Annotated in this window: 17 protein-coding genes; 4 read left to right on the forward strand and 13 right to left on the reverse strand. The window is 66.5% G+C overall.

The features are described 5' to 3' along the window. Nucleotides 1-9: 9 nt before the first annotated feature. On the forward strand, nucleotides 10-4,032 hold the full coding sequence (gene eccCa / locus ACFC4D_RS07680) for a type VII secretion protein EccCa (protein ID WP_376062150.1): 4,023 nt from the start codon (nucleotides 10-12) through the stop codon (nucleotides 4,030-4,032). After that, entirely contained in the window at nucleotides 4,033-5,496 is a 1,464-nt protein-coding gene (locus ACFC4D_RS07685) for an FtsK/SpoIIIE domain-containing protein (RefSeq protein ID WP_376062151.1), read from the forward strand. It begins immediately after the preceding gene. Between the two features lie 36 nt (nucleotides 5,497-5,532). On the opposite strand, the gene ACFC4D_RS07690 is transcribed toward ACFC4D_RS07685, so the two are convergent. Both ACFC4D_RS07690 and ACFC4D_RS07695 read right to left on the reverse strand, forming a co-directional pair. Further along, nucleotides 5,533-6,120 (reverse strand): GNAT family N-acetyltransferase, encoded by a 588-nt coding sequence (locus tag ACFC4D_RS07690; protein WP_375963162.1) that lies wholly within the window; start codon nucleotides 6,118-6,120, stop codon nucleotides 5,533-5,535. Then, nucleotides 6,117-6,956, reverse strand: coding sequence for a GntR family transcriptional regulator (locus ACFC4D_RS07695; RefSeq protein ID WP_364640825.1), 840 nt, complete (start codon nucleotides 6,954-6,956; stop codon nucleotides 6,117-6,119). Before ACFC4D_RS07695 ends, ACFC4D_RS07690 begins: the two co-directional genes overlap by 4 nt. Before the next feature lie 211 nt (nucleotides 6,957-7,167). Here ACFC4D_RS07695 and ACFC4D_RS07700 point away from each other — a divergent pair, with 211 nt between their 5' ends. Continuing rightward, complete coding sequence (locus ACFC4D_RS07700) at nucleotides 7,168-7,638, forward strand: DUF4254 domain-containing protein (protein WP_375963166.1); 471 nt, start codon at nucleotides 7,168-7,170, stop codon at nucleotides 7,636-7,638. 57 nt (nucleotides 7,639-7,695) lie between these two features. Here the strand turns inward: ACFC4D_RS07700 and ACFC4D_RS07705 are convergent, their stop codons facing one another. The 11 genes from ACFC4D_RS07705 to ACFC4D_RS07755 form a co-directional block, all read right to left on the reverse strand. After that, the gene (locus ACFC4D_RS07705; RefSeq protein ID WP_376062152.1) at nucleotides 7,696-8,457 is read right to left on the reverse strand and encodes a hypothetical protein; all 762 of its coding nucleotides are present in this window, start codon (nucleotides 8,455-8,457) and stop codon (nucleotides 7,696-7,698) included. Beyond that, nucleotides 8,442-9,584, reverse strand: a complete 1,143-nt coding sequence (locus ACFC4D_RS07710) for a serine/threonine-protein kinase (RefSeq protein WP_376062153.1) — start codon at nucleotides 9,582-9,584, stop codon at nucleotides 8,442-8,444. Before ACFC4D_RS07710 ends, ACFC4D_RS07705 begins: the two co-directional genes overlap by 16 nt. Beyond that, the gene (locus tag ACFC4D_RS07715) at nucleotides 9,581-11,440 is read right to left on the reverse strand and encodes a serine/threonine-protein kinase (RefSeq protein WP_376062154.1); all 1,860 of its coding nucleotides are present in this window, start codon (nucleotides 11,438-11,440) and stop codon (nucleotides 9,581-9,583) included. Before ACFC4D_RS07715 ends, ACFC4D_RS07710 begins: the two co-directional genes overlap by 4 nt. Next, nucleotides 11,437-12,615: a hypothetical protein gene (locus ACFC4D_RS07720; protein ID WP_376062155.1), complete on the reverse strand. Its 1,179-nt coding sequence runs from the start codon at nucleotides 12,613-12,615 to the stop codon at nucleotides 11,437-11,439. Before ACFC4D_RS07720 ends, ACFC4D_RS07715 begins: the two co-directional genes overlap by 4 nt. A 117-nt stretch (nucleotides 12,616-12,732) precedes the next feature. Further along, nucleotides 12,733-14,097: an NAD(P)/FAD-dependent oxidoreductase gene (locus ACFC4D_RS07725; RefSeq protein WP_364640810.1), complete on the reverse strand. Its 1,365-nt coding sequence runs from the start codon at nucleotides 14,095-14,097 to the stop codon at nucleotides 12,733-12,735. A gap of 167 nt (nucleotides 14,098-14,264) precedes the next feature. Beyond that, nucleotides 14,265-15,311 carry an agmatine/peptidylarginine deiminase gene (locus ACFC4D_RS07730; protein WP_376062156.1) on the reverse strand — a complete coding sequence of 349 codons (1,047 nt, stop codon included), beginning with the start codon at nucleotides 15,309-15,311 and terminating at the stop codon, nucleotides 14,265-14,267. Then, the gene (locus tag ACFC4D_RS07735) at nucleotides 15,311-16,276 is read right to left on the reverse strand and encodes a nitrilase-related carbon-nitrogen hydrolase (protein WP_376062157.1); all 966 of its coding nucleotides are present in this window, start codon (nucleotides 16,274-16,276) and stop codon (nucleotides 15,311-15,313) included. The genes ACFC4D_RS07730 and ACFC4D_RS07735 overlap by 1 nt, the downstream gene beginning before the upstream one ends. Nucleotides 16,277-16,323: 47 nt before the next feature. Beyond that, the gene (locus ACFC4D_RS07740) at nucleotides 16,324-17,901 is read right to left on the reverse strand and encodes an APC family permease (protein ID WP_376062158.1); all 1,578 of its coding nucleotides are present in this window, start codon (nucleotides 17,899-17,901) and stop codon (nucleotides 16,324-16,326) included. 162 nt (nucleotides 17,902-18,063) lie between these two features. After that, nucleotides 18,064-19,521: an NAD-dependent succinate-semialdehyde dehydrogenase gene (locus tag ACFC4D_RS07745; RefSeq protein ID WP_376062159.1), complete on the reverse strand. Its 1,458-nt coding sequence runs from the start codon at nucleotides 19,519-19,521 to the stop codon at nucleotides 18,064-18,066. 18 nt (nucleotides 19,522-19,539) lie between these two features. Continuing rightward, entirely contained in the window at nucleotides 19,540-20,880 is a 1,341-nt protein-coding gene (gene gabT / locus ACFC4D_RS07750) for a 4-aminobutyrate--2-oxoglutarate transaminase (protein WP_376062160.1), read from the reverse strand. A gap of 48 nt (nucleotides 20,881-20,928) precedes the next feature. Next, nucleotides 20,929-22,356: an aminobutyraldehyde dehydrogenase gene (locus ACFC4D_RS07755; protein WP_376062161.1), complete on the reverse strand. Its 1,428-nt coding sequence runs from the start codon at nucleotides 22,354-22,356 to the stop codon at nucleotides 20,929-20,931. A gap of 140 nt (nucleotides 22,357-22,496) precedes the next feature. Between ACFC4D_RS07755 and ACFC4D_RS07760 the strand changes: the two genes are divergently transcribed. Further along, nucleotides 22,497-24,023: a PucR family transcriptional regulator gene (locus ACFC4D_RS07760; protein ID WP_376062162.1), complete on the forward strand. Its 1,527-nt coding sequence runs from the start codon at nucleotides 22,497-22,499 to the stop codon at nucleotides 24,021-24,023. Nucleotides 24,024-24,061 lie beyond the last annotated feature (38 nt).

Here is a 24,061-nt window from a genome sequence, read left to right on the forward strand (position 1 = left end):
GAAACACTCATGGCCACAGAAGGTTTCGTCCGCAGACCGCGTATCGCGCCACCGCGCGCGCCCGGCGGTGAGATGGCGCTCACGCCGCCGCCGGAGATACCGCGCGCGGTGCCCGGCAACCTGCTCAGCAAGCTGATGCCGGTGGTCATGGTCGTGGCCATGGTCGGCATGATCGCCATGATGGCAATGATGGGGCGGTCGATTCTGACCAACCCCATGATGATGATGTTCCCGATGATGATGATCATGTCGATGGCGGGCATGTTCATGGGCCAGCGCAGCGGCGCCAAGAGCGCGGGCGAGCTCAATGAGGAACGCAAGGACTACTTCCGGTATCTCGACCAGACCCGGCGCGAGGTGCGGCGCACCGCTTTGAAACAGCTCGAGACGCTGGTCTGGAGCCATCCCGAACCCGCGGATCTGCATTCGGTCGTCGGCACCCGGCGCATGTGGGAGCGGCGGCCCAACGATCCCGACTTCGGGCATGTGCGAGTAGGCATCGGAACCCACCGGCTCGCGGCCAAACTCGCGCGACCCGAGACCGGACCGCTGGAGGATCTGGAGCCGGTGTCGACCGTCGCGCTGCGGCGGTTCGTGCGCACGCATTCGGTGGTGCATCAGCTGCCCACCGCCGTCTCGCTGCGCGCTTTCCCCGCCATCAATGTCGAGGGACCGGCGGAGGACGCGCGCAGGCTGGTGTGGGCCATGCTCATCGAGCTGTGCGCCTTCCACGGGCCCGATCATGTCGCGGTGGCGATCGTCTGCGCCGATCCGGACTCCGAAGCCTGGGCGTGGGCGAAATGGCTTCCGCAGCTGCAGCATCCGAGCCATCGCGACGGTATGGGCGCGGCCCGCATGATGTATCGCTCACTCGGTGAGTTCGAGACCGCGCTGGCGGACGATCTGCTCGAACGTGGGCGGTTCATGCGCAATCCGCAACCGACACAGGGACGTCTGCACTTCGTCGTGATCGTGGACGACGGATATGTGAGCGGTTCCGAACGGCTGATCAGCGAATCCGGTTTGGACGCGGTCACCGTCATCGATTTGAGCGCGGCGGAGAATTCGCTGGCCGCGCGGCGCGGGTTGCAGCTGGTCGCCTCGGGCGGGGACGTCTTCGCCAAGAGCGCCGCGGGCACCGAGAAGTTCGCCACCGCCGACAATGTGACTTTGGCTGAGGCCGAAGCGTTCTCGCGCAGTCTGGCGCGGTTCCGCGTCGCCACCGCCGCACAGATCGTGAGCCTGGGGGACAACACCTCCACCGCGGACCCGGGTTTGATGGCGCTGCTCAAGATTCCGGACGCGGCGCAGATCGATCCGGCCAAGGCGTGGCGGCCGCGCTACGGGCGCGAACGCCTGCGCGTGCCGATCGGCATCACGCCCGACGGCACACCCGTCGAGATCGATATCAAGGAATCCGCCGAGAACGGTATGGGGCCGCACGGGCTCTGCATCGGCGCCACCGGTTCCGGCAAGTCGGAATTCCTTCGCACCCTGCTGCTTTCGATGGTGGCGACGCATTCACCCGATCAGCTGAACCTGGTGCTGGTCGACTTCAAGGGTGGTGCGACCTTCCTGGGTATGGATCCGCTGCCGCATGTCGCGGCGGTCATCACCAACCTCGAGGAAGAACTCTCGCTCGTCGACCGTATGCGCGACGCGCTCGCCGGTGAGATGAACCGGCGACAGGAATTGCTGCGAACGGCGGGCAATTTCGCCAATGTCACCGATTACGAGAAGGCGCGTGCGGCGGGTGTTCCGCTGGATCCGCTACCGGCGCTGTTCGTGGTCATCGACGAGTTCTCCGAATTGCTCTCGCAGAAACCGGATTTCGCGGATCTGTTCGTCATGATCGGCCGGCTCGGCCGGTCACTGCATGTGCATCTGCTGCTCGCCTCGCAGCGCCTGGAGGAGAACAAGATGCGCGGGCTCGACTCGCATCTGTCCTACCGCATCGGTTTGCGCACGTTCTCCGCCAATGAATCTCGCGCCGTGCTCGGTATCACCGACGCCTACCATTTGCCGGGTATCCCGGGCTCGGGTTATCTCAAGAGCGATGCGTCGGATCCGTTGCGGTTCAACGCGACCTATGTTTCCGGGCCCTATGTCGCGCCGCGCGCCTCCCGGCAGTTGGACGGGCGGGCCGTTGCCGAAGCGCCGCCGCGCGAATTCACCGCCGGGCCGGTGGAGATGCTCGCGCTGCCGGAGCCGGAGAATCCGCTCGATCCGCTGGATCTGCTGCCGCCGCCTCCGCCCGCGGACGAGGGCATTCCCGACACCCTGCTCCAGGTCGTGGTGAAACGCCTTACCGGACACGGCCGTCCGGCGCACGAGGTGTGGTTGCCGCCGCTGGATGAGTCACCGACCGTCGATATGCTGCTGCCCGATCCGGAGTGGAGTTCGCCGGTCAACCGGCACGGACAGCTGTGGATGCCGATCGGCATCATCGACAAGCCGTACGAGCAGCGGCGCGATGTGCTCACCATCAGTCTGTCCGGGGCACAGGGCAATGTCGCTGTGGTCGGCGGCAAGCTCGCCGGTAAGTCCACCGCGCTGCGCACCATCATCATGGCCGCGGCCGCCACGCACACGCCCGAGCAGATGCAGTTCTACTGCATCGACCTCGGCGGCGGCAGTCTCGGCAGCATGGCCGGGATACCGCACGTCGGCTCGGTCGCCAGCAAGCTCGACGTGGATCGGTTGCGCCGCACCATTTCCGAGCTCATCACCCTGCTGCATCAGCGCGAGGAGCGGTTCGCGCAACTGGGCATCGAATCCATGGCCGAGTTCCGGCGGCGCAAGCACGCGGCGCTCGCGGCCGGAGCGATGGACGATCCGATTCTCGCCGACAAATTCGGTGACGTATTCCTGGTCGTCGACGGCTGGCAGCAGTTCCGCGATGACTTCGACACGCTCGAAGGATCGGTCAGTGCCCTTGCGGCACAGGGTCTTTCCTACGGTATCCACGTCATCGTGAGTGCCAACCGCTGGGCCGAGATCCGGCCCAATATGAAGGATATGATCGGCACCCGCATCGAGCTGCGGCTCGGTGATCCGTCGGACTCGGAGATGGGACGCCGTGTCGCGGTGAATGTTCCGGTGAATCAGCCCGGTCGCGGTCTCACCGCCGATCCGCTGCACCTGCTGATCGCATTGCCGCGCTTGGACTCCGATACCGATCCGACCACGCTGCCCGAGGGTGTGGGCGCGGCCAAGGAACAGATGGCGGCGCTGTACGGCGATCGCCGCGCACCCGAGGTGCGCATGCTGCCGATGAGCGTTCCGCGCGATCAGGTACTGCGGCTCGCACAGGCACACGGTATCCAGCAGAGCCCGACCAAGGTCGTCGTCGGACTCGGCGAATCCGAATTGCAGCCCCTGGCTCTGGATTTCAGCGCCGACCCGCACCTGATGATCTTTGCCGATGTGGAGAGCGGCAAGACCACCGCGCTGCGCAACATCATCCACGGCATCGCCGAGAGCTCCAATGCCGAACAGGCGCGTGTCATCCTCATCGACTACCGCCGCACCCTGCTCGGTGCGCTGGAAGGCGATCAGCTGGCGGGTTATTCGACCTCGTCGCAGACCTGCGGGCCGATGATCCAAGAGGTCGTGAACTACCTCGGCAAGCGCATTCCGGGCTCCGACATCACCCCGCAGCAGTTGCGCGAACGCAGCTGGTGGACCGGGCCCGAGATCTACATCATCATCGACGACTACGACATGGTCGCCACCAGCGGCATGATGAATCCGCTTGCGCCACTGGTGGAATACCTGCCCCAGGCGCGGGACATCGGCATGCACGTGATCGTCACCCGGCGCATGGGCGGCGTCTCTCGCGCCCTCTACGACGGCGTGCTGGGCGCGATGAAGAACCAGTCGGTGGACGCGGTGCTGATGTCCGGCCCGCGTGACGAAGGCAAGATTATCGGCGAACTCCGCCCGATGAAACTGCCCCCGGGCCGCGGCATCCTCGCCTCGCGCAGCCGAGGCCAGGAAATGATCCAGTTCTGCGATCTGCCGGGGCTGTAATTGCCGGAAGTCGAGGAGCTGCGGGTCGACCTCTCGGGCGAACGCGGCCATGTAATGCTGATCGGCGGGCCGGACGCCGATCAGCGGGCCGTGCTGCACGAGTTGATCAATGGGATCGCGGTGCGGCACACGCCCGAACAGGTGCAGTTCTACTTCATCGATATCGGGCGCAGGCTGGCGGACCTCGCCGCACTGCCGCACGTCGGGGCGATCGCCGGTAAACGTGACGATGAACTGGTGCGGCGCATCGTTTTCGAGCTCGCGGCGTTGCTGCGTCGGCGTCAGGAGAGTTTCGCCCGGCTGGGGATCCGGGATATCGCGGAATTCCGGGACTGGCAGCACAGCGCCCGTGTGGCCGGGGCGATCAACGATCCGGTGCTGCGGGACGGATTCGGCGACGTCTTTCTCGTCGTCGACTACTGGTTGGTGCTGACCGAGGAGTTCGAGGACCTGGTACACAGCGTCAATGTGCTCGGGCATGAGGGTCTGGCGTACGGGATCCACCTAATTTTGGTCGTCTCCAAGAGGTTCCAGATTCGGCCCCTTCTGCATGACGTGATCAAGACCGAGATCGATATGTGGCCCAACTCTCCCTCGGATCGTCTGGTGCGCCCGTCGCTCGTGGTCGAACCGCTGTTCGGCGAACCCGCTTCCCTCGAGTCACAGCGCTCGTTTCATCCGCCCGAAATTCACCTGCTGCCAACCGATATCACTCGCGCGGAGGTGCTGCGCCAGGCAGAGGCGCACGGAATCACCCAGGGCGCGACCAGGGTTGTACTCGGCATCACCGAATCCGAATTACAGCCGCAGGCGGTAGATTTCGACATCGATCCCCATCTACTGGTGCTCGGCGACACCGAATGCGGCAAGACCACGCTGCTGCGCAACGTGATTCGCGGCATCACCGACTTCACCGCACGGGAGTGGGCGCAGATCCTGGTCATCGACCCCTGCCGCACATTGCCGGATGCGGTCCCCAGCGAATATCTGGCCGGATACGCCACCAAACACGATTCAGCCACCACCCTGATGCGGGACCTGGCCGACTACCTCGCCAAGCGCCTCCCCGGCCCCGACCTCACCCCGCGACAGGTCCGCGAACGGGACTGGTGGACAGGTCCGGAAATCTTCCTACTCGTAGACGACTACGAACACGTGACCCGCCCGAACTCCGCCAACCCCTTCACACCCCTCATCGAATTACTCCGGCAAGCAGAACATCTCGGCTTCCACCTGATCCTCACCCGCCGCATGGCCCGTGCAGCCGATGCCTTCACCACCGACCCATTCCTGGCCGCCCTGCACACCACCTCCCCCACCGTCCTCCTCATGTCGGGCTCCCGCGACGAGGGCAGAGTAATCGCAAACACCCGCCCCATGCCCCTACCCCCGGGCCGCGCCATCTTCGTAACCCGCCGCACCGCACCGGATCTCATCCAACTGTCCAACCTCCCGGGCGCGTAACCCGCCGAGTCTCCAGCCGGACTCAGCCGATCCGGATCAGCCCGCGTGGAGTTGGGGTTCGGCGGTGAGGGGGATGGGGTCGGGGAGGTGGCGGGTGGAGAGCCAGCTGGTGGTGGGGCGTTCGAAGAGGGCGCCGGAGGGGCCGGTGGCTTCGGGGCCCGCGAAGCGGGCTTGGCGGAAGCCGGCTCGGATGTAGTAGGCGTGCAGGTCGGCGTTTGTTGTCCAGGCGTCGAGGCGGACCCAGTCGCGGTTGGCTTGGGCGGCCAGGTGGGCGGCCTTTTCCAGGAGGACGTGGCCGATGCGGTGACCGGCGAAGCGGAGGTCCACGATCATGTAGTGGACGATGACCGCTTCGGCTATTTCGCCGGGGGACCACAGGCCCTCGTCGGCGCGGTCGTTGACCGTGATGGTGCCCGCGGGCTCGCCGTCGATTTCGGCCATCCAGGTCTCGCCATTGTCGACCGCGCGCGCCACCGAGCGAACGAAGGTTTCGATGGGCAGCCCACGACCGGCCCGGGTCCATTGATCGCTACCGCGGGCGGCCAGCCAGCTGGTGCGTTGGAGCCGGAACCGGGTGATGGTTCCGATATCGGTGTGCAGGGCCGGGCGTAGGTGCGGGGTCATGACGAGCCGGGTAGGAGCGAGCTCTCGAAGGAGTGCGAATTGCCGGGCGGCGGTGGGGCGCCGAGTGTTTTGCGAATGATGTCCGTACCTGGGTCGTCGCCCAGCTCGTATGCCAGGCGGTTGCGGGCCGCCGTCGAACGATGGCGGGTGACACGCGTGATGCGTTCGTGGTTCGCGCCTATGCGCAGGTGGTCCAGCAGGATGGTGCCTGGACCGACGCCGAGCACGGCGGCCTCCTCAGCGGTGGCCGGGCGCGCGACGACGGTATCCCGATGCGCCGTTTCGGCGAAACCACGCTCGGCGAGTCGGCGTGTCGTACCTTCCGGTATGTCGTACGGATGGTCGATACCGGTGGCTTCGGCGAGGTCCCGCGGATAGAAGCTCACCTCCCAGGACCACGGTTCGTTGTCCAGGTACTGCATGACGGTGCGCGAGACCACCCACGAATCCCGTTGCACCCCCAGCCAATGCGCGACGTCCGGACTGGCCGGTTCCATCCGCGCGCTGAACTGCTTGGACGGCTCGCGACCCGCCGCGCGCGCGATCTCCACGAAGATATCGTGGGCCGCACGCGGCCGGTCCGGCCGAATGTGGTTGGTGACAACCGATTCCAGCACCTCTTGACTGCGCACGATGGTGCCCCTGGAAGTCGCCGTATAGACCAGGTTTTCGGCAACCAGGAGCTGAATCGCGTTGCGAGCGGTGGTGATCGAGACCTGCATCTGATCAGCCAGCTCGTTATGGCTGGGTAGTCGATCGCCCGGTTTCCACTTGCCGGCGCGGATCTCCTCGCGGAGGAGGTCTGCGATCCGTTGGTATCTCGGACCGTCCGCCATCTCGCTCCTCGGTTGTTGCTTCAAGGCCCCGAAGTCTACTCCGGGTGCCGAATCGCCGTGTAAGGCTTGACAGGCACATTCTGAGGTTTATTGTAATGAACGTCCTGAATGCGGTGTTGTACGTCGATGAACGTGAGGCAACGTGGCTGGTTCGGAGACATCAAATACGGTCGTTGTGGCTTTGCCTGATATGTCCGATCAATATGCGGACGTGGATACGCATGCCCTCACGAGCGGCCTATTGCCGACCTCCGATCTACTTTTACGCGCCTGCCGTGGTCACCGTGTGATCGGCGGACCCCTCCTGTGGTTCGCCCATGATCTCGCGGTGCTGCATGAGCGGCGCATAGTCGGCAGGGGTGGTATCGGCGCCGAGACCGATCCCACCGCAATCATCGAAAACAAGCGTCGCCGAATCGAATTGGTGATGGCCATCGATGATTGGATCGTGCGGTCGATTCCCCAGCATCGCCTGGGTGCGACCCTGCACACCGAAACCGTCGGATCGGTCATCGACCGATTGGCGGAGGCGTCGATTCGCGCGCACCACGCGTTGATGACGCTTGACGCGAACGATGAGATGCTGCACGGCGCTTGGCACCATCTAGCCGAATTGTCCGACGCCTACGATGATCTCGTGCGCGATGTACTCGCCGGACGGCGGCGACTGCCCGCCTGGTAGGCGACCCCGGCGGTCCGGGCCCGAGGGTGGCTCGGACCGCGTTCGGGGGGCGCGCGGTCAATTCGCCTTGGGCAGTTGTCCTATGAGGGCGTTCAGTATGGATACCGCTGTGTCGCAGTAGCGTTCGCGCTCACCCTTCGCGCCGTCGATTCGGACATCCACGGTCTCCTGGAGGTCCGCCACGGTGCGATGGGGGTAGACGAACTCGCAAGTCGAAGTGAGACTGGACGTTTCGGGAAAAGCGGTCTTACCGTTCGCCAGTTCGACACCGGTGCCGAGTCGCATGGACGCCAGGTTCACCGCCTGCATGCGGACATTCAGCGTCGCGGAGCCCTCCCATTGGCAGCTGTGTGCGGTGGGCAGCGGTGGTGTCTGCGAGAGCGGACCGATCGCTCTGTCCAATGCCGTGCGCGGGACGACGCCGCATACGTCGACCCCCGCCAGCGAGGCGGTGTCGGCGCGTGCGGGGGCGGTGGTCCGGGTAGCGAGCAGGCGCTCGATCAGATGGGCGGCAAAGTCGCAGTTCTGTGCATTGGCCAGATTGACGGTAATGCCCCAAATCTGTTGGCCATCAGCGAGATCAACGGCCCGATCGCAGCCGACATTGCCCGAGCCCTCGGTGCCGAGCAGAGTGAAACCGCCGACCTTTCCGACGGTGTCCCGAATCGGCGCGGTTGTCTCGCCCGCCTGCACGAGCATGCGCTGCGCGCCGGACCTGGCATTGCAGCCCCACATGTAGGTGGAGCTCATCGTCCAGTTCGCGGGATCGGCGTCCCAGCCGGACTCCGCCGGGACCGATCCGCTCAGCGCCTGCCGCAACCACGCGCACATATCGGCCGCACGCAGTGCGGAGAGCGCCGTACCGGTCCCCGGTTGCGCCTGTGCGGAGCTTTGCGAATGCTTCCAAGTAAAACTACACCCGCGACGAGGGCGACCACCGCCAGCAGCGCGGCCACGCTGAGCCAGGCCAACTTTCGCCGGGAACCCGATGCGCCGCCCGCCCGCGTCGGCCCGGCGGACCGGGACGCGCGCGATCCCACCAGGGTCGCGTTCGGATCGCTCGCGATTCCCGCGAACTCTCGTCCCTGTCGATCGATGGCGTCCCGGATCGAATCCGGCCACGGTGCCGGACCCTCGGGCTGTCTGCCCAACCCTGCCAGCAGCTGCGCCGGGGTCGGCCGGTGGCTCGGATCCTTATAGAGGCAGGGCTCGATGAGCGATCGCAGCTCCGCCGGAACGTTATCCAGATCCGAGGCGCCGTGCGCGATTTGGAACAGGGTGTAGGCCAGCGATGCGGCCTGGAAAGGATTGTTCCCGGATGCCGCCGTCGCCAGTACCGAACCGAGCGAGAACATATCGCTCGCCGCCGTAACCGGTTCGCCCAGTGTCTGTTCCGGTGACATGAACGCGGGCGAGCCCAGTGTGGAACCGGTTTCGGTGAGCCCGCCGGGATTCTCCATCATGTACGCGATACCGAAATCGATGACGCGCGGGCCATCGGCGGTCAGCAGTACATTGGCGGGCTTGAGATCCCGGTGCACCAGCCCGGCACGGTGGATATCGGCCAGTGCCACCGCGAGCCCCGCGGCCAGCGCCCGCACCGCCGGAATCGGCAGCGGACCATACTGCTCGATAGCCCGGTTCAACGGCACGCCGACAACGAAAACAGAAGCCAGCCAGGGTGTCTCGCCGTCGACATCGAAATCCACCACCGGTGCGGTGAATGCGCCCGACACCCGTGTACTGGCCGACACCTCCCGCTGGAACCGTGCACGGTATCCACGCTGATTCAGCAGATGCGCATGCACCTGCTTGATCGCCAGTAGCCGTCCGTCCGGTCCGGCCCCGAGCAGCACCCGGCCCATACCGCCCGATCCGAGCACCCCGAGTACCCGGTATCGGCCGATGGTCCGCGGCTCATCGGGTGTAAGCGGTTGTACCGTCATGATTTCGGCAGCTTGGCGATGACATCGGTCAGCAGATCCTGTGCCCTGGCGCATTTGTCGACCTGCCCCGAGCGGTCCGAGACCGACACACTCGCCACCTCGGCCAGCTTCCCCGTGGTCGGACGCGCCATATACGCGAGGGTGCACACCGAATCCACGACCGAGCGGTACACGGTGTACCGATCCAGTTGCGTCTTCTCCATACCGCTGTCGGGCCGGGTCGTTTCCACCAGTGCGAGACGCACGGTCGCCGTGTCGCCACTGAGCGTGCACTCGTGCGGAATGGCGCTGCGCTTACCTGGATCGCCGGTTATGGTGCGGCTCTTGTCGACATCGAGCACCGCGCAGGGGTCGAGCCGCAGCAACGATTCCTGCGGCAGTGCGCGCAATGGCGCGAACACCGTCAATTGCCGGACCACCGCGACCAGAGCGCGCTCGGCGATATCGCACTGATCGCCATTCGGCCCCTGTGCGGTGAGCTTCAGCGCGACCTGCCCGCCACTCTGCGTGATCACCGAACGGTCGCAGATGTTGTATGACGCCTTACCGCCGAAGATCGGGGTCCAGCCCACGGTGTGACCGGTGTTCTCCGACGGAACGAGAGTTTCGGAAAGGGGCGCTCCCACTTGCAGTGTGAATGTCATGTTCTTGTTCGACGCATCAGCCAGCGGTAGCGAACAGTCGCCGAAGATGTTCCGCTCCGGATCGGTCTTGCGGGTGCCGAAGTGGCCGGACAAGGTCATGTCGAGCAGTTTGCAGCCGTCCAGCGTGCGCAATTCGGTCGCGGTGAGCGCCAGCGACGGATCATTCACCGGCTCCGGATGCCCGCTCGCGCCCGCCCACCGACTCGCCACCACACCGCATCCGGCCAGCACCAGCACCGCCGCCGCACCGGCTGCCAGCCACCGCAGCATCTCGCGCCGACGAGTCTGTATGTCTGCCAATTGATCCTGATACTTCGACTGCTTCTCGGCGGTCCGCGCCCACCATTCCGAATCGGCGCGATGAGCGGCGATCCGCTCGCGCACCGGCTCCGGCCACACCGGTTCCGCGGTGATGGCGGTGGTGGCCGTGAGCACCTCCTCGACAGTGGGGCGCTGCGCGGGATCCTTCGCTAGGCAGGCATCGACCAGCCCGCGCAGAGAGGACGGCACGCCTGCGGTGTCGGGGGCCGAATGCGCGATGGCGTAGAGGATCTGCGGCGTCGACGTACCCGGGAAGGGCCCCGAACCCGTTGCCGCGAGGGTCAATACGGCTCCGAGGGAGAACACGTCTGTGGCCGGGGAGACCGGGCGGCCTTCCGATTGCTCTGGTGAGGTGTAGCCCGGAGAGCCGATGAGCTGGCCGGTCATGGTCAACTGCCCATCGGCCTGCTCCACCCGGGAGATGCCCAGATCGATCACCCTGGGCCCCTCGGGCGTCAGCAATACATTGCCGGGTTTGAGGTCTCGGTGCACGAGACCGGCGCGATGGATCTCCACCAGCGCCGAGGCCAGGCCCGCAGCCAGCAGTCGCAGACCCCCCAGATGCAGCGGCCCACTCTCTTCGACCACGGCCCCGAGATCCGGGGCTGCGATGTACTCCGTTGCCAGCCAGGGATTCTCCGGATCGGCACTGTTGTCGACCACCGCGGCGGTATACGCGCCGGTGATCATCCGTCCGGCTTGCACCTCGCGTTCGAAGCGCGCTCGGAACTCCGGATCGCCTGCCAGATGCCGGTGAATCTGTTTGACCGCCACCAGTCTTCCGGTCGGAGTGCGACCCAGGAACACCCTGCCCATACCGCCCTGGCCGATCACCGTGAGCAATCGATTCTCACCGAGCCACTGCGGATCCTGCGGCATGAGCGGCTTCATCGCGAGCCTCCATCGGAAAGCACCGCGTCCTCGGCGGCGGCCAATCGGCGCACATCGATATCGGTATTGCTGTAGACCTTGGCCACGTACTCGCCTCGGGTGATCAGGCAGCGGTATCGGGACGCGTCGGCCGAACGCGGGTTCGGTTGCTTCAATTGCGCACAGCTGATCGAATCCCGTTCCGCCACACCCGGCATCGGGGCGTAGTCCGTTTGCGTGGCCTCGATGAGATGCCGGGTGAACTCGTCGGCGGCGGTGTTATCGCGCAGTCGGTACAGCATCTTGTTGTAGGACACCGCGATCGAGGTCATACCCCGCGAACTGTTCGCCTCGAAATCCGCTGCCGGTTTGGCGGAGGCCGCGGCGAAAGCGCGCGTGCTGTAGACAGCGAAGCTGTGCTCATCCGGGGTGTAGTCATCGGTCTTGACCAGTCGTGGCAGTAGGCCGTCCGGATCCAGACGCAAGTTCGGCAGGTCGGATGCCGGTGTGGGAGTGAATCTTTCGAGCGCGGACAGCTGCACCTGCAGGGCCTTGGCAACCTGCTGGGCGAGCTTGCCGAAATCCGGCTCCGGGAGTTCGGCGAACACCCGGATGACGACCGATTTCCAGGAGATCCAACTGCCCAGGGTCGGCACCCCGGGCCGCCAATGGTTGATGGCGGCCGGATAGGCGTCCAGGCCGACCGGAACGTTGTCGGAGTTTGTCAGGAAATCCGCATGCTCCATATCGCGGGCCGCCGCCGCAGCCGTCTGCTCATCGGGAAACGCGAGTAGCGAGACGGCCAGGAACTTCTTCGTGGTCTCCGCCGGATCGAACGGCTTGTTCCCCGCCAGCGCGCTGTACCCGCCGAGAATCGAATACCCCTGAAGCGCGGTTCGTTGCGGCCCGGACAGCGTGCTGTCGTCGATACCCGTGCTGTCCACCAGCACCCCGCCCCCGCGCCCCGCCGTGAGATCCGGATCGACCTCGTTCCCGAGCACGATGCGCTCACCCAGCCGCAGTGATTCCGCGAGAATGCCGCGCGCCCGGCTGGGCCGCTGATCGAAATCACCGCCGATCCGATGCGTGGGATACGAGCCGTAATCGACCGCATCACCCGAATTGCCACCGCAGCCGCCGACCAGCAGCACCACACCTATTGCGGCAACGGCGAATCGACCCGACCTGAACCGCATAATCCCCCCACACCGCCTCGACGGTGGTTCCCTCCCGATCTGTATGAACTCGGACGAACCTAGCATCGGCCGCCCGATGAAGCCATCGGGCGGCCGGGAGAGGGGGACTGCCGGAACTCAGACCAGAGTGCGCTCGGCGACAATGGCCGCGGCTACGCGCTGGCCCATGCGAACCGCGCCGTCGACGTGCTGGAAGCCGTGGCCCGCGAGGTCCGAACAGGCGAAGTGCATGGGGCCGATGGGGTCGCGGTGGTCGTGGCCGTAGCGGGTCATACCGCCGAAGTCGAAGCTGACGCCGTAGGCGCCGCGGGTCCATTCCTCACTGCCCCAGTCGGATTCGTAGAAGACGACGGGGTTGGCGGCTTCGGGGCCGAGGTAGCGGACCAGGCAGTCCAGGGCGGCGGCCTTGCGCTCGGCCGGGCCCATGGCGAAGTAGGCGTCGGCCTGTTCGTGTGCGATGAAGCCGACCATCGCGCCGTTGTCCACGCCGTGGTTGGTGTTGTCGTAGACCTCCGACACCATGTCGGTATCGCTGAAACCTGTTCCGGACAGGCCCTTTTCGCGCCAGAACGGGGTCTCGTACACCGCGTGCACCTTGACCACGAAACCGAAGGACATGTGCTGGTACATCTGGTGGCGGCGGCGCGGCATCGGGGGATCGAAGCTGATGCCCGCGTACTGGGTCGGCGGCACGGCCAGCACCACGCGGCTCGCGCGCACCTCGAGATCGCCGTCGGCGAAGACGGTCACGCCCGCATCGGACCACTGGATCTTGCGCACCGGCGCGCCCAGATGCACATCCGCGCCCAGCGAGGCCGCCAGACGTTGCGAAACCTGTTGCATACCACCGATAACGCGCTTGTCGAGCATGAAGGTGTCGGTGGCGAGCGCGGTGTAGGAGCCCTGCGCGGCGGCCATATGCAGCGCCTGGAGCGTGGAGAAGGTGTGCGCGGGCTTGGTCAGCATGGCGCCGGCGACGAAGAACGAGACGGTCTCGCGGGCGTACTCGTTATCGGACTGGCGCTCCAGCCAGATGCTGAACGGCACCGAATCCAGTTCCGCCGCTTGCGGATGCGCCCACGGCTCCCATGCGCCGACCTCGGCCGCGAGGCCGTCCAGCAGCGCGATGAGCCGATCGATCTCGGCCGCGGTCTCGGCGGGCGCGGGGAATACGTCACCGGTGAACTGCTGCCGGGTGCCGTCCGCCGCGAGGTACACCGACTCGCCGTCGCGGTACCGGGAGAAGGTCCGCAAACCGAGTTCCTCGACCAGCGCCAGCGCGGCGGTGTGGTGTGGGGACAGCCACTGGCCGCCGATCTCGATCATGGCGCCTTCGATATCACCGGTCCAGGTCCGGCCGCCGACCCGATCGCGGGCTTCCAGCACGGCCACCGTGAGGCCGGCCTTGCGCAGTTCGGCGGCGGCCGTCAGACCGGACGGTCCGGCACCGACGATCACGACGTCACGAGTGATGACAGCCACGAGAGCTCCTTACCGATACATTCGGAAACTTCGGATAACCCGAAGGTTGCTACTTCAGTATGTGCGCGTGATCACGATTGTGCCCACGCCGTTTCGGTGAGCCGGCCCGCCCCTCATTCGCCACTTCGGCGTGCGCGGGCCGGATCACCTGCTGACCTCGGCGCTGGTCAGCGAGCCGGAAGCGGCTCGTTCTGGGTAATGCAGTGGATGCCGCCGCCGCGAGCGAAGATCTCCCGGGCGTCCACGGTCACAATGGTGCGGCCCGGGTACACCCGGGCCATGATCTCGGCGGCCTCGGCATCGTTCGGATCGTCGAACCCGCAGAGGATGACCGCGCCATCGCAGACGTAATGGTTGATATAGCTGTAGTCCACGAAGCCCTCCTCATCCCGCAGCGTGCGCGGGGCGGGCACCGGGATCACCTCGAAAGGCGTTCCGGTGGACGAGGTCTCGGCGGCGAACTGCTTCATGAGTTCGCGGCTCAGCTCATGATCGGGGTGCTCGGGATCGCGCTGATCGTGCACCAGCACCACACCCGGCGACGGCAGCGCCGCGACGATATCGGCGTGCCCGCGGGTGCCGAAGCGCTGCGAATCCCGCCACAGTCCGCGCGGCAGCCAGATCGCGGTATCGATGCCGATGGTGCGGCGCAGTTCGGCCTCGACATCCGCCCGGGTCAGGCCGGGATTGCGGAAGGGGTCCAGCTGTACGGTCTCGGTCAGGATGACCGTGCCCGCACCGTCGACCTGGATACCGCCGCCCTCGTTCACCAGCGGTGAATCGATGACCGGCACCCCGGCCGCCTCGGCGACGGCCCGGCCGATCTTCGAGTCGTTGTCCCAGCGTGCCCAATCCTGTTGTCCCCAGCCATTGAAGACCCAGTCCACGGCCGCGACGGAACCGTCGGCGGCGTGCACGAAAGTGGGCCCGATATCGCGCATCCAGGCGTCATCGAGCGGCGCTTCGAGAATGTCGATCGCACCGGAGAGTTGCTGTTTCGCGGCACCGATATCGGCCGGATCGACCACCATGGTCACCGGCTCGAATTCGGCCACCGCATGCGCCACCGCGGTCCACGCCGCGCGCGCCTCATCCACCGCTTCGGGGGTCGCGGTGATCTCCGAACCGGCAGGCGGGAACGCCATCCAGGTCCGGCGATGCGGTGCGTGCTCGGCGGGCATCCGCCAATTCGATTGATTACCAGCGGAACTCATCACGCCCTCCCGAACGGGTGCGCGCGATCGACCGGCTCGGTCAGCCGGGCGTAGGTGTCCGGTCGGCGGGTCTCCAGGAACGGGAACAGCGTCAGCCAATCCTTGCGCTGATCCAGATCCAGATCCGCCACCAGCACCGCGGACTCGTCGCGCGGGGCCTGCACCAGCACGCGGCCGTACGGATCGGAGATGAAAGACGAACCGTAGAAGGTGATCTCACCTTCATTGCCGTACCGGTTGGGCACGATCATGAAGGTGCCCGCGGTGATGCCATTGCCGACGATCACGTGCTGCCACAGCGGCTGGGTATCGAAGGCGGGGAACGACGGCTCGGAGCCGATCGCGGTCGGATAGACGATGATGTCCGCACCGGCGAGCGAGTACATCCGGGCGACCTCCGGGAACCATTCGTCCCAGCAGGTCGGCAGGCCGATGCGCAAATCGCCGAGATCGGGATGGCTGTGCGGCCGGTACGCCTCCTCGGTCGCGGGGCCCGCGCGGAAGTAGGTGTCCTCGTAGTACCCGTCCGTCACCGGAATGTGCAGCTTGCGGGTGCGCCCGACCAGCTCACCGGTGGGCGACACCAGGATCGCGGTATTGAACCCCAGACCGTCGCCCTGATCGGCGTGCTCGTACAGCGAGGCGTGCACGAAGACGCCGTGCTCGATGGCCGCCTTCGCCGCGAAGGTGAAGGTGGGTCCGGTGGCCAGATCTTCGGCATCCGCACCGGGATTCGCGCCACCGCGCTCGAAGGCCGGGTACTTGCTGAACGTCACCTCGGGCAGGAAGACCGCCTTGGCGCCCAATTCGGCGGCCTTGGCGATGCCCTCGTTCAGTTCGGCGCGCACGGCCTCGGCGTCGGCCTGCCAGCGATGCTGCACCAGGGCCACCCGCAACGGCGTCCGTGCCGGTGCGTCGACCCGCGCGTGCGAGACGGGCGGTTCCAGACAGGTGATGACATTCATGACTACTCCGGATCTTCTCGAAGTGGACTGGGGGAGAAGTGTTTTCGCTACAGCGAGCTCAGATGCGGTTCCGGCACCACCGGCATGGGATCACCGGACACCGCGCGCGGCAGCGTCTTACCGCGGAAGTACTCCGGCTGCCGCCAGCGCAGCACCAGCATGAGCACCGCGCCCAGCGCCAGAATCCCGAAGCCCAGGTAGAACACCAGGCCGATGCCGAAAATCGAAGCGCCGCTGCCGACTTCGGGCTTGAGGCTCTCACGCACCGAGATGCAGAAGACGATCAGCAGCATGGAGCCGCCCAGCAGGGGGAACAGCAGCTTGAACACGAAATCGCGCACCGAGGCGAACCAGCGCTTGCGGAAGTACCAGACGCAGGCGAACGCGGTGATGCCGTAGTACCAGCAGATCATGATGCCAAGGGCCGCAATGGTATCCAGCAGCACATGCTCGGAAAGCAGTGCGGTGATGGCGTAGAAACCGCCCGCCACGACCGCCGCCACGGCCGCGCCGAAACGTGGCACCTGATACACCGGATGCACCGTGGCGAACCGCTCCGGCAGCGCCTTGAAGGTGCCCATGGCCAGCATGGCGCGGGCGGCGGGCAGGAAGGTGGCCTGCAGACTGGCAATGGTCGAGACCAGCACCGCCAGGAACAGCAGCAGCTCACCGGCTCCGCCCATCACGGGCTGGGCCAGGGTGCCGAAGACATTGTTCTTCGCGTCCGGACTGCCCAGGCCGATACCGGTATCGCCGACACCGGCGTACCACATGAGCGCGACGGCCAGCAGCAGATACGTGCCGAGCACGGTCAGGATGGACAGCAGTCCGGCGCGGCCGGGTGTGCGCTTGGGGTCCTTGCATTCCTCACCGAGGGTCAGCGCGGTATCCCAGCCCCAATACATGAAGACAGAACCGATCAGGCCGATCGCGAACGCGCCCAGCGTGAGTCCGGTGAACGGGTTGAACCAGTCGATATCGAAGCTCAGGCCGGACGGGCCGTCGCCGGTGATGGCCTTGCTCAGTGCGATGCCCGCGAACAGCAGCAGCACGATGAGCTGGAAGCCGACGAGTACATACTGTGCACGCTCACTGGAACTGATCCCGCGACTGGCCGCCCACCCGGCCGCGGCCAGGAAGGCCAGCGTCGTCGCGATATTGATCAGCTTGTTATCGCCCAGCGTCGCAATGTATTCCGAGTGCACCAGCCGCCCGATGAACAGGTAGAGGAACTCCGCGCCAACGGCCGCGATATTGGCGAGCACGATGACGACCGCGATCACCGAACCCCAGCCCGCCATCCAGCCCATGTACGGGCCGAGCGAACGAGCGGACCAGGTGAAGGACGCGCCGCAGTCCGGGGTTTCGGCGCTGAATTCGCGATATGCGTAGGCCGCCAAGAACATTGGAATGAAACCCGCGATCAGCAGCGCGGGCATTTTCAGCCCGACGGCGGCGACGATCAGGCCCATGGAGGCGGTGGTGGTGTAGGCGGGCGCGATGGACGCGATACTCAGGATCGCACCGGAGAAGGTACCGACCTTGTTGGTGGCCAGGCCCTTCCCGCTTGCGGGGGTGGTATCACGCGACGGCACTGTCGCCTCGGAGGCATTCTGCACGAGCATCCAAGCTCCTCGTGTTGGGTCTGGTGGTGCCGAAAGCCCCGCTGCTCAGCGATACGGACAGACAACGCCACCGCGCCACGGTGGTGAACCGGAACCCGGCGGGTGAGCGCCGGAAACCGGGTGGGCGCCGAATCCGGCGCAGGGGCCGGGGCGCCGATGACGTCAGCGGGTCAGCGCGACGTATTTGGTATCGAGGTATTCGTGGATCCCCTCTGATCCACCCTCGCTGCCCAGCCCGGACTGCTTCATACCGCCGAACGGGGCCGCCGGATCGGAGATGACGCCCCGGTTCACGCCGACCATGCCGGCGTCCAGGGCATTCGAAACACGCAGGGCCCGATCCAGATCCCGCGTGTAGAAGTAGGCGGCCAGACCGTATTCGGTGTCATTGGCCGCGGCCACGACATCGTCCTCGGTATCGAAGCCGTAGATGGCGGCGACCGGGCCGAAGATCTCCTCGCGGTGCATGCGCGCGCTGCGCGGCACCCCGTCGAGCACGGTCGGCTGGAAGAACCAGCCGGGACCGTCGATGGCCTTACCGCCGGTGCGCACCACCGCGCCCGCCGCGACCGCGTCGTCCACCAGTGCGGCAACCGAATCGCGCTGCCGCTCATTGATGAGCGGGCCGGTGTCCACACCGGACTCGTGGCCGGGGCCGACGCGTAGTGCGCCGATCTTCTCGGCGAGCTTGGTCGCGAACTCCTCGCGGATCGAATTGTGCACGTAGATGCGGTTCGCCGCGGTGCACGCCTCGCCGCCATTGCGCATCTTGGCCGCCATGGCACCGGCGAGCGCCTGCTCCAGATCGGCGTCCTCGAACACGATGAAGGGGGCATTGCCGCCCAATTCCATCGACGTGCGCAGCACATTGTCGGCGGCCTGGCGCAGCAGCAGCTTGCCGACCCGGGTGGAACCGGTGAAGGTCACCTTGCGCAACCGGGAATCCGCGAGCAGCGGTGCGGTGATGGCGGCGGCATCGCTGCCCGGCACCACCGACAGCACGCCCTCGGGCAGACCGGCCTCGGCGAAGATCCGGGCCAGCGCCAGCATGGTCAACGGGGTGTCCTCGGCGGGCTTCACGATCACCGTGCAGCCCGCGGCCAGCGCGGGGCCGATCTTGCGAGAACCCATGGCCAGCGGGAAGTTCCACGGCGTGATGGCCAGGCACGGGCCGACCGGCTGCTGGGTGACCAGAATGCGGCCGGTCCCGGCGGGGGATTCGGTGTAGCGGCCGCCGATGCGCACCGCCTCCTCGCTGAACCAGCGCAGGAATTCACCGCCGTAGGCGACTTCACCGCGCGCCTCGGCGAGGGTCTTGCCCATCTCCAAGGTCATCAGCAGCGCGATTTCCTCGGTGCGATCGGTCAGGATCTCCCAGGCGCGGCGCAGAATCGCCGAACGCTCACGCGGAGCCGTTGCGGCCCAGGCGGATTGAACCCGGACGGCCGAGTCCAGCGCGCGCAGGGCATCGTCGCCATTGCCGTCGGCGACCTCGGTGAGAATCTCACCGCTCGCCGGATTGCGCACCGCGAAAGTGGCTTTCGAGGCGGCGGGCGCGGATGCGCCGTCGATCCACACACCGGTGGGGATGAGGCCGCTGATCCGGTCGTACTCCAACATCGTTCTCCCTGAAGGTGTTCAGCCCGCGAGGTCGCTGATCGCGGTGCACAGCACCGTCAGCGCCTCGTCGAGTAGGTCGTCGCCGATCACCAGCGGGGGCAGCAGGCGGATGACATTGCCGTAGGTGCCGCAGGTCAGGGTGATGACACCCTGCTCCAGGCAGCGCTTGGCGATGGCGGCGGTGAGCGCGGCATCGGGCTCGGTGGTGCCGGGGCGGACGAACTCCAGCGCCAGCATGGCACCGCGGCCGCGCACCTCGCCGATGGCCGGAACCTGTTGCGCGAGTTCGGTGAACCGGGCGGTGGCGACCTCGCCGATATGCCGGGCGCGAGCGGGCAGATCATGTTCGCGAATGGCGTCGATGGCGGCCAGCGCGGCGGCACACGCCACCGGATTGCCGCCGTAGGTGCCGCCCAGGCCACCCGCGTGCACGGCGTCCAGCAGATCCGCGCGGCCGGTGATGGCCGAGAGCGGCATGCCGCCCGCGATGCCCTTGGCCATCGTGATGATGTCCGGCACAACGCCTTCCGCCTCGCAGGCGAACCAGTCGCCGGTGCGGGCGAAACCGGTTTGCACCTCATCGGCGATGAAGACCACGCCGTTCGCGCGGGCCCAGTCGACCAGGGTCGGCAGGAAACCCGGCGCGGGAACGATGAATCCGCCCTCGCCCTGAATCGGCTCGATGATGATGGCCGCGAGCTGATCCGCGCCGATCTGCTTCTCGATGCGCGAGATCGCCTCGCGGGCCGCCGTCACGCCGTCCAGCCCGCCATCGCGGAACGGGTACGACATCGGCATGCGGTACACCTCGGGGGCGAACGGGCCGAAATGCGCCTTGTACGGCATGTTCTTGGCGGTCAGGGCCATCGTGAGATTGGTGCGGCCGTGGTACGCGTGATCGAAGGCGACCACCGCGGTGCGGCCGGTGGCCAGGCGCGCCACCTTGATGGCGTTCTCCACCGCTTCCGCACCGGAGTTGAAGAGCACGCTGCGCTTCTCGTAATCGCCCGGGGTGAGCGCGGCCAGCTCCTCGCAGACCCGGATGTACGCCTCGTACGGGGTCACCATGAAGCAGGTGTGCGCGAACCGCTCGATCTGCTCCTGCACCGCCGCAACGACTTTCGGATGCGAGGCACCGACGTTGGTGACCGCGATACCGGCCGCCAGATCGATGAGCGAATTACCGTCCACGTCCACGATGACGCCGCCGTCGGCATCCGCGGCGTACACCGGCGCGGTGGAACCCACACCGGCCGCGACGGCGGCCTTGCGGCGCGCGGCCAGCTCCTGCGAGCGCGGGCCCGGCAGGGCGGTGTTCAGCACCCGCTGCTGCGGGAGCCGGTAGCTGATCTCGGTCATTGAAAATCCTTCTGCGGAAAGAGGTTCGAGGGTTCGCGAGGCGCGCGGTCAGTCGTGCGCGCTCATCACATGCTTGATGCGGGTGTAGTCCTCCACGCCGTACGCCGACAGATCCTTGCCGTAGCCCGACCGCTTGAAACCGCCGTGCGGCATCTCCGCCACCAGCGGGATATGGCAGTTCACCCAGACCGCGCCGAAGTCCAGCGCGGCCGAAACGCGCTGCACCACACCGTGATCCCGAGTCCACACACTCGAGGCCAGGCCGTAGTCGACATCGTTGGCGAGCTGGATCGCCTCGGCCTCATCGGCGAAGGACTGCACGGTCAGGACCGGGCCGAAGGTCTCCTCCTGCACGATCGGATCGTCCTGGCGCACACCGGTGATGACGGTCGGCGCGAGGTAGAAGCCGGTATCGCCGACCCGGGTGCCACCGGTCGCGATGGTGGCGTGCGCGGGCAGCGCCGCGAGTTTGCCGGTGACGGATTCGAAGTGTCGAATGTTGTTCAGCGGGCCGTACGCGGCATCCGGATCATCGGGCAGGCCGGGCTTCACGGACTCGGCCTTCTTCACCAGCGCGGCGACCAGATCGTCATGCAGCGATTCGTGCACCAGGACGCGGGTCGCGGCGGTGCAGTCCTGCCCGGCGTTGAAGAACGCGGCATCGCCGATGCGCTCGGCGGCCAGGGCCAGATCCGCGTCACCGAAGACGACCACCGGGGCATTGCCGCCCAGTTCCAGATGCGCCCGCTTGACCTGTTCGGCGGCGGCCGTGGCAACCGCGATGCCCGCGCGCACCGAACCGGTGATGGCCACCATGTCCAGGCGCGGATGGCTCACCAGTGCCGCGCCGCTGACGGCGGTGCCGAGCACCACATTGAGGACGCCGTCCGGGAGGATGCCCTTGGTCAGTTCGGCCAGCACCAGGGTGCTGCCGGGGGTGGTGTCACTCGGCTTGAGCACCACGGTGTTTCCGGTCGCCAGCGCGGGGCCGATCTTCCAGATGGCCATCATCAGCGGGTAGTTCCACGGGGTCACCTGGCCGATCACACCGACCGGTTCGCGGCGCACGTATGAGGTGAAACCGGGCATGTACTCGCCCGCGGACTTGCCTTCCAGCCCGCGTGCGGCGCCGGCGAAGAAGCGGAGATGGTCGGCTCCGACGGCGACCTCCTCGGAGGCCACCAGATGCTTGGGCTGGCCGGTGTCGCGGCACTGCGCCTCGACCAGGCGGTCGGAATTGGCTTCGATGGCGTCGGCCAGTTTGAGCAGGGCGGCCTGACGCTGACTGGGGGTGGTGGCCTTCCACGCGGGGAAGGCGGCGGAGGCGGCGGCGACTGCGGCATCGATATCGGCCTGCCCGGAAATCGGGCTGATACCGGTCACCGATTCGTCCACCGGGCTGATCAGTTCGAACGACTCCGATGCGGTCGCGGGTACGAACCGGCCGTCGATGTAGTTCCGAAGCATCTCAGTCATGTGTGCCCGATCTCGTTCGAAGGAAGTGCTGTGCGGTTGCCAGTCAGTGTGCTGTGCGACACACCCCCGCGTCACCTGCCGGATCGGCGTGGAGGCAGAATCAGGTTTCGACAACTTGTCCAGTTTGCTACGGGAGAGCTGTGAACGCGGGAATTCCGGTCCGATGGATACTGTCCCAACCCGAGCTGGGACTGGTCCTCAAAGGCGGCGGAGACGGACTCGGGCGCGCCGTCACCCTGGTGCTCACCTCCGAGCTCACCGAACCGCAGCAGTGGATGTCCGGCGGGGAACTCGTGCTCACCACCGGAATGGGGTTGCCGCTCAGCCGTCCCGATCGGCTGCGCTATCTCCAGGATCTGTATCGGGCCGGAATCGCGGGACTCGGCTTCGGCGTCGGGCTCTCGCACGAGACCGTGCCCGAGGATCTGGTCGAGGCCGCGGATCAGTGCGGGCTGCCACTGTTCGAGGTGCCGCTGCCGACGCCGTTCGGCGCGATCACCAAGAAGGTGATGCAGCGGCTCGCCGAACAGGAATACGAGAAGGTGCTGCGCGCCTCCCGTGCGCAACCGCGCATGACCCGGGCTGCCATTCAGGGAGTGCGGGCGGTGATCCGGGAGTTGTCGGCGGCTTTATCGGCCACGGTGCTGGTGGTCGGGGCAGACGGTGTGATTGCCGAGGCGCATCCGCGGCAGCCTGCGGTCGAGATACTCGACCGCATCCGGGAGTTCCTGGCCACCCGCAGCGATGCGGTCGGCAGTGGGGCGATACAGCTGCCGACCGGGCAATACATTGTGCTGCAAGCCATTACGGCCGGACATACGGTGCACGGATACCTCGCGGTGGTGACCGCCGGTGCGATCGGCTCGGTGGATCAGGTGCTGCTCGGCCATGCCAGCTCACTGCTCGCCCTCGACTTCGAGAAGCCCGCACGACTGCGCATCGCGCAGAACCGCTTGAATTCCCAGGCCATGGCGATGCTGCTGGACGAGCCCGGAGATCCGGACATCATGTGGCAGCATCTGGCGGCCGCCGCCGACCGCACCGGACGCGTGCGCGCGCTGGTAATGCGGTGTGCCTCCGCGCCGGTGGCTAAACAGGCGCTGGAAACCGTTGATGCGCAGTTGCATCCGCAGAATCGGCAGCTCTTCGCGCATCTGACCGGGGATCGGGTCGCGGTGCTGCTCCCGGGCTCCGACACCGACGCCACCGCCGAACAACTGCTCACCGGAATTCCCGCTGAAGTCCGGGCCACCTTGCGCGCCGGGCTCAGCGCCCCACATCCATTGCGCCGCTTCAACGCCGCCATCGAACACGCCGAACTCGCCGCCTCCGCAGCGCTGCCAGGTGCGCGCCCGCTCGAGCTCGCGGCGCTGGCGGGCCATGCGCTGCTTGCCTTCCCGGAGGCGCAACGCGTGCTGAGCGCCGTCTCCGAAGCCATGCTGCAACCCCTCGTCGACTACGACGAACGGCACGGCACCGACCTCATCACCTCGCTGCGCGCGTACCTCGAAGCGCACGGACAATGGGAAACCGCCGCCAACGCCCTTGGCGTCCACCGCCACACGCTGCGCAGCCGAGTCGCGAAAATCGAATCCGTCCTCGGCTGCCAGCTGGATCAAGCTCTGGTCCGCGCCGAACTTCTCCTGGCGGTCATCGCCCGCCGTTGATCCACTTGAGCTCGTACCATCCGGGGGTTGGGTCAGCC

It is taken from the genome of Nocardia sp. NPDC056000, from assembly GCF_042269265.1.
In the GTDB taxonomy this organism is placed as follows: Bacteria; Actinomycetota; Actinomycetes; order Mycobacteriales; family Mycobacteriaceae; genus Nocardia.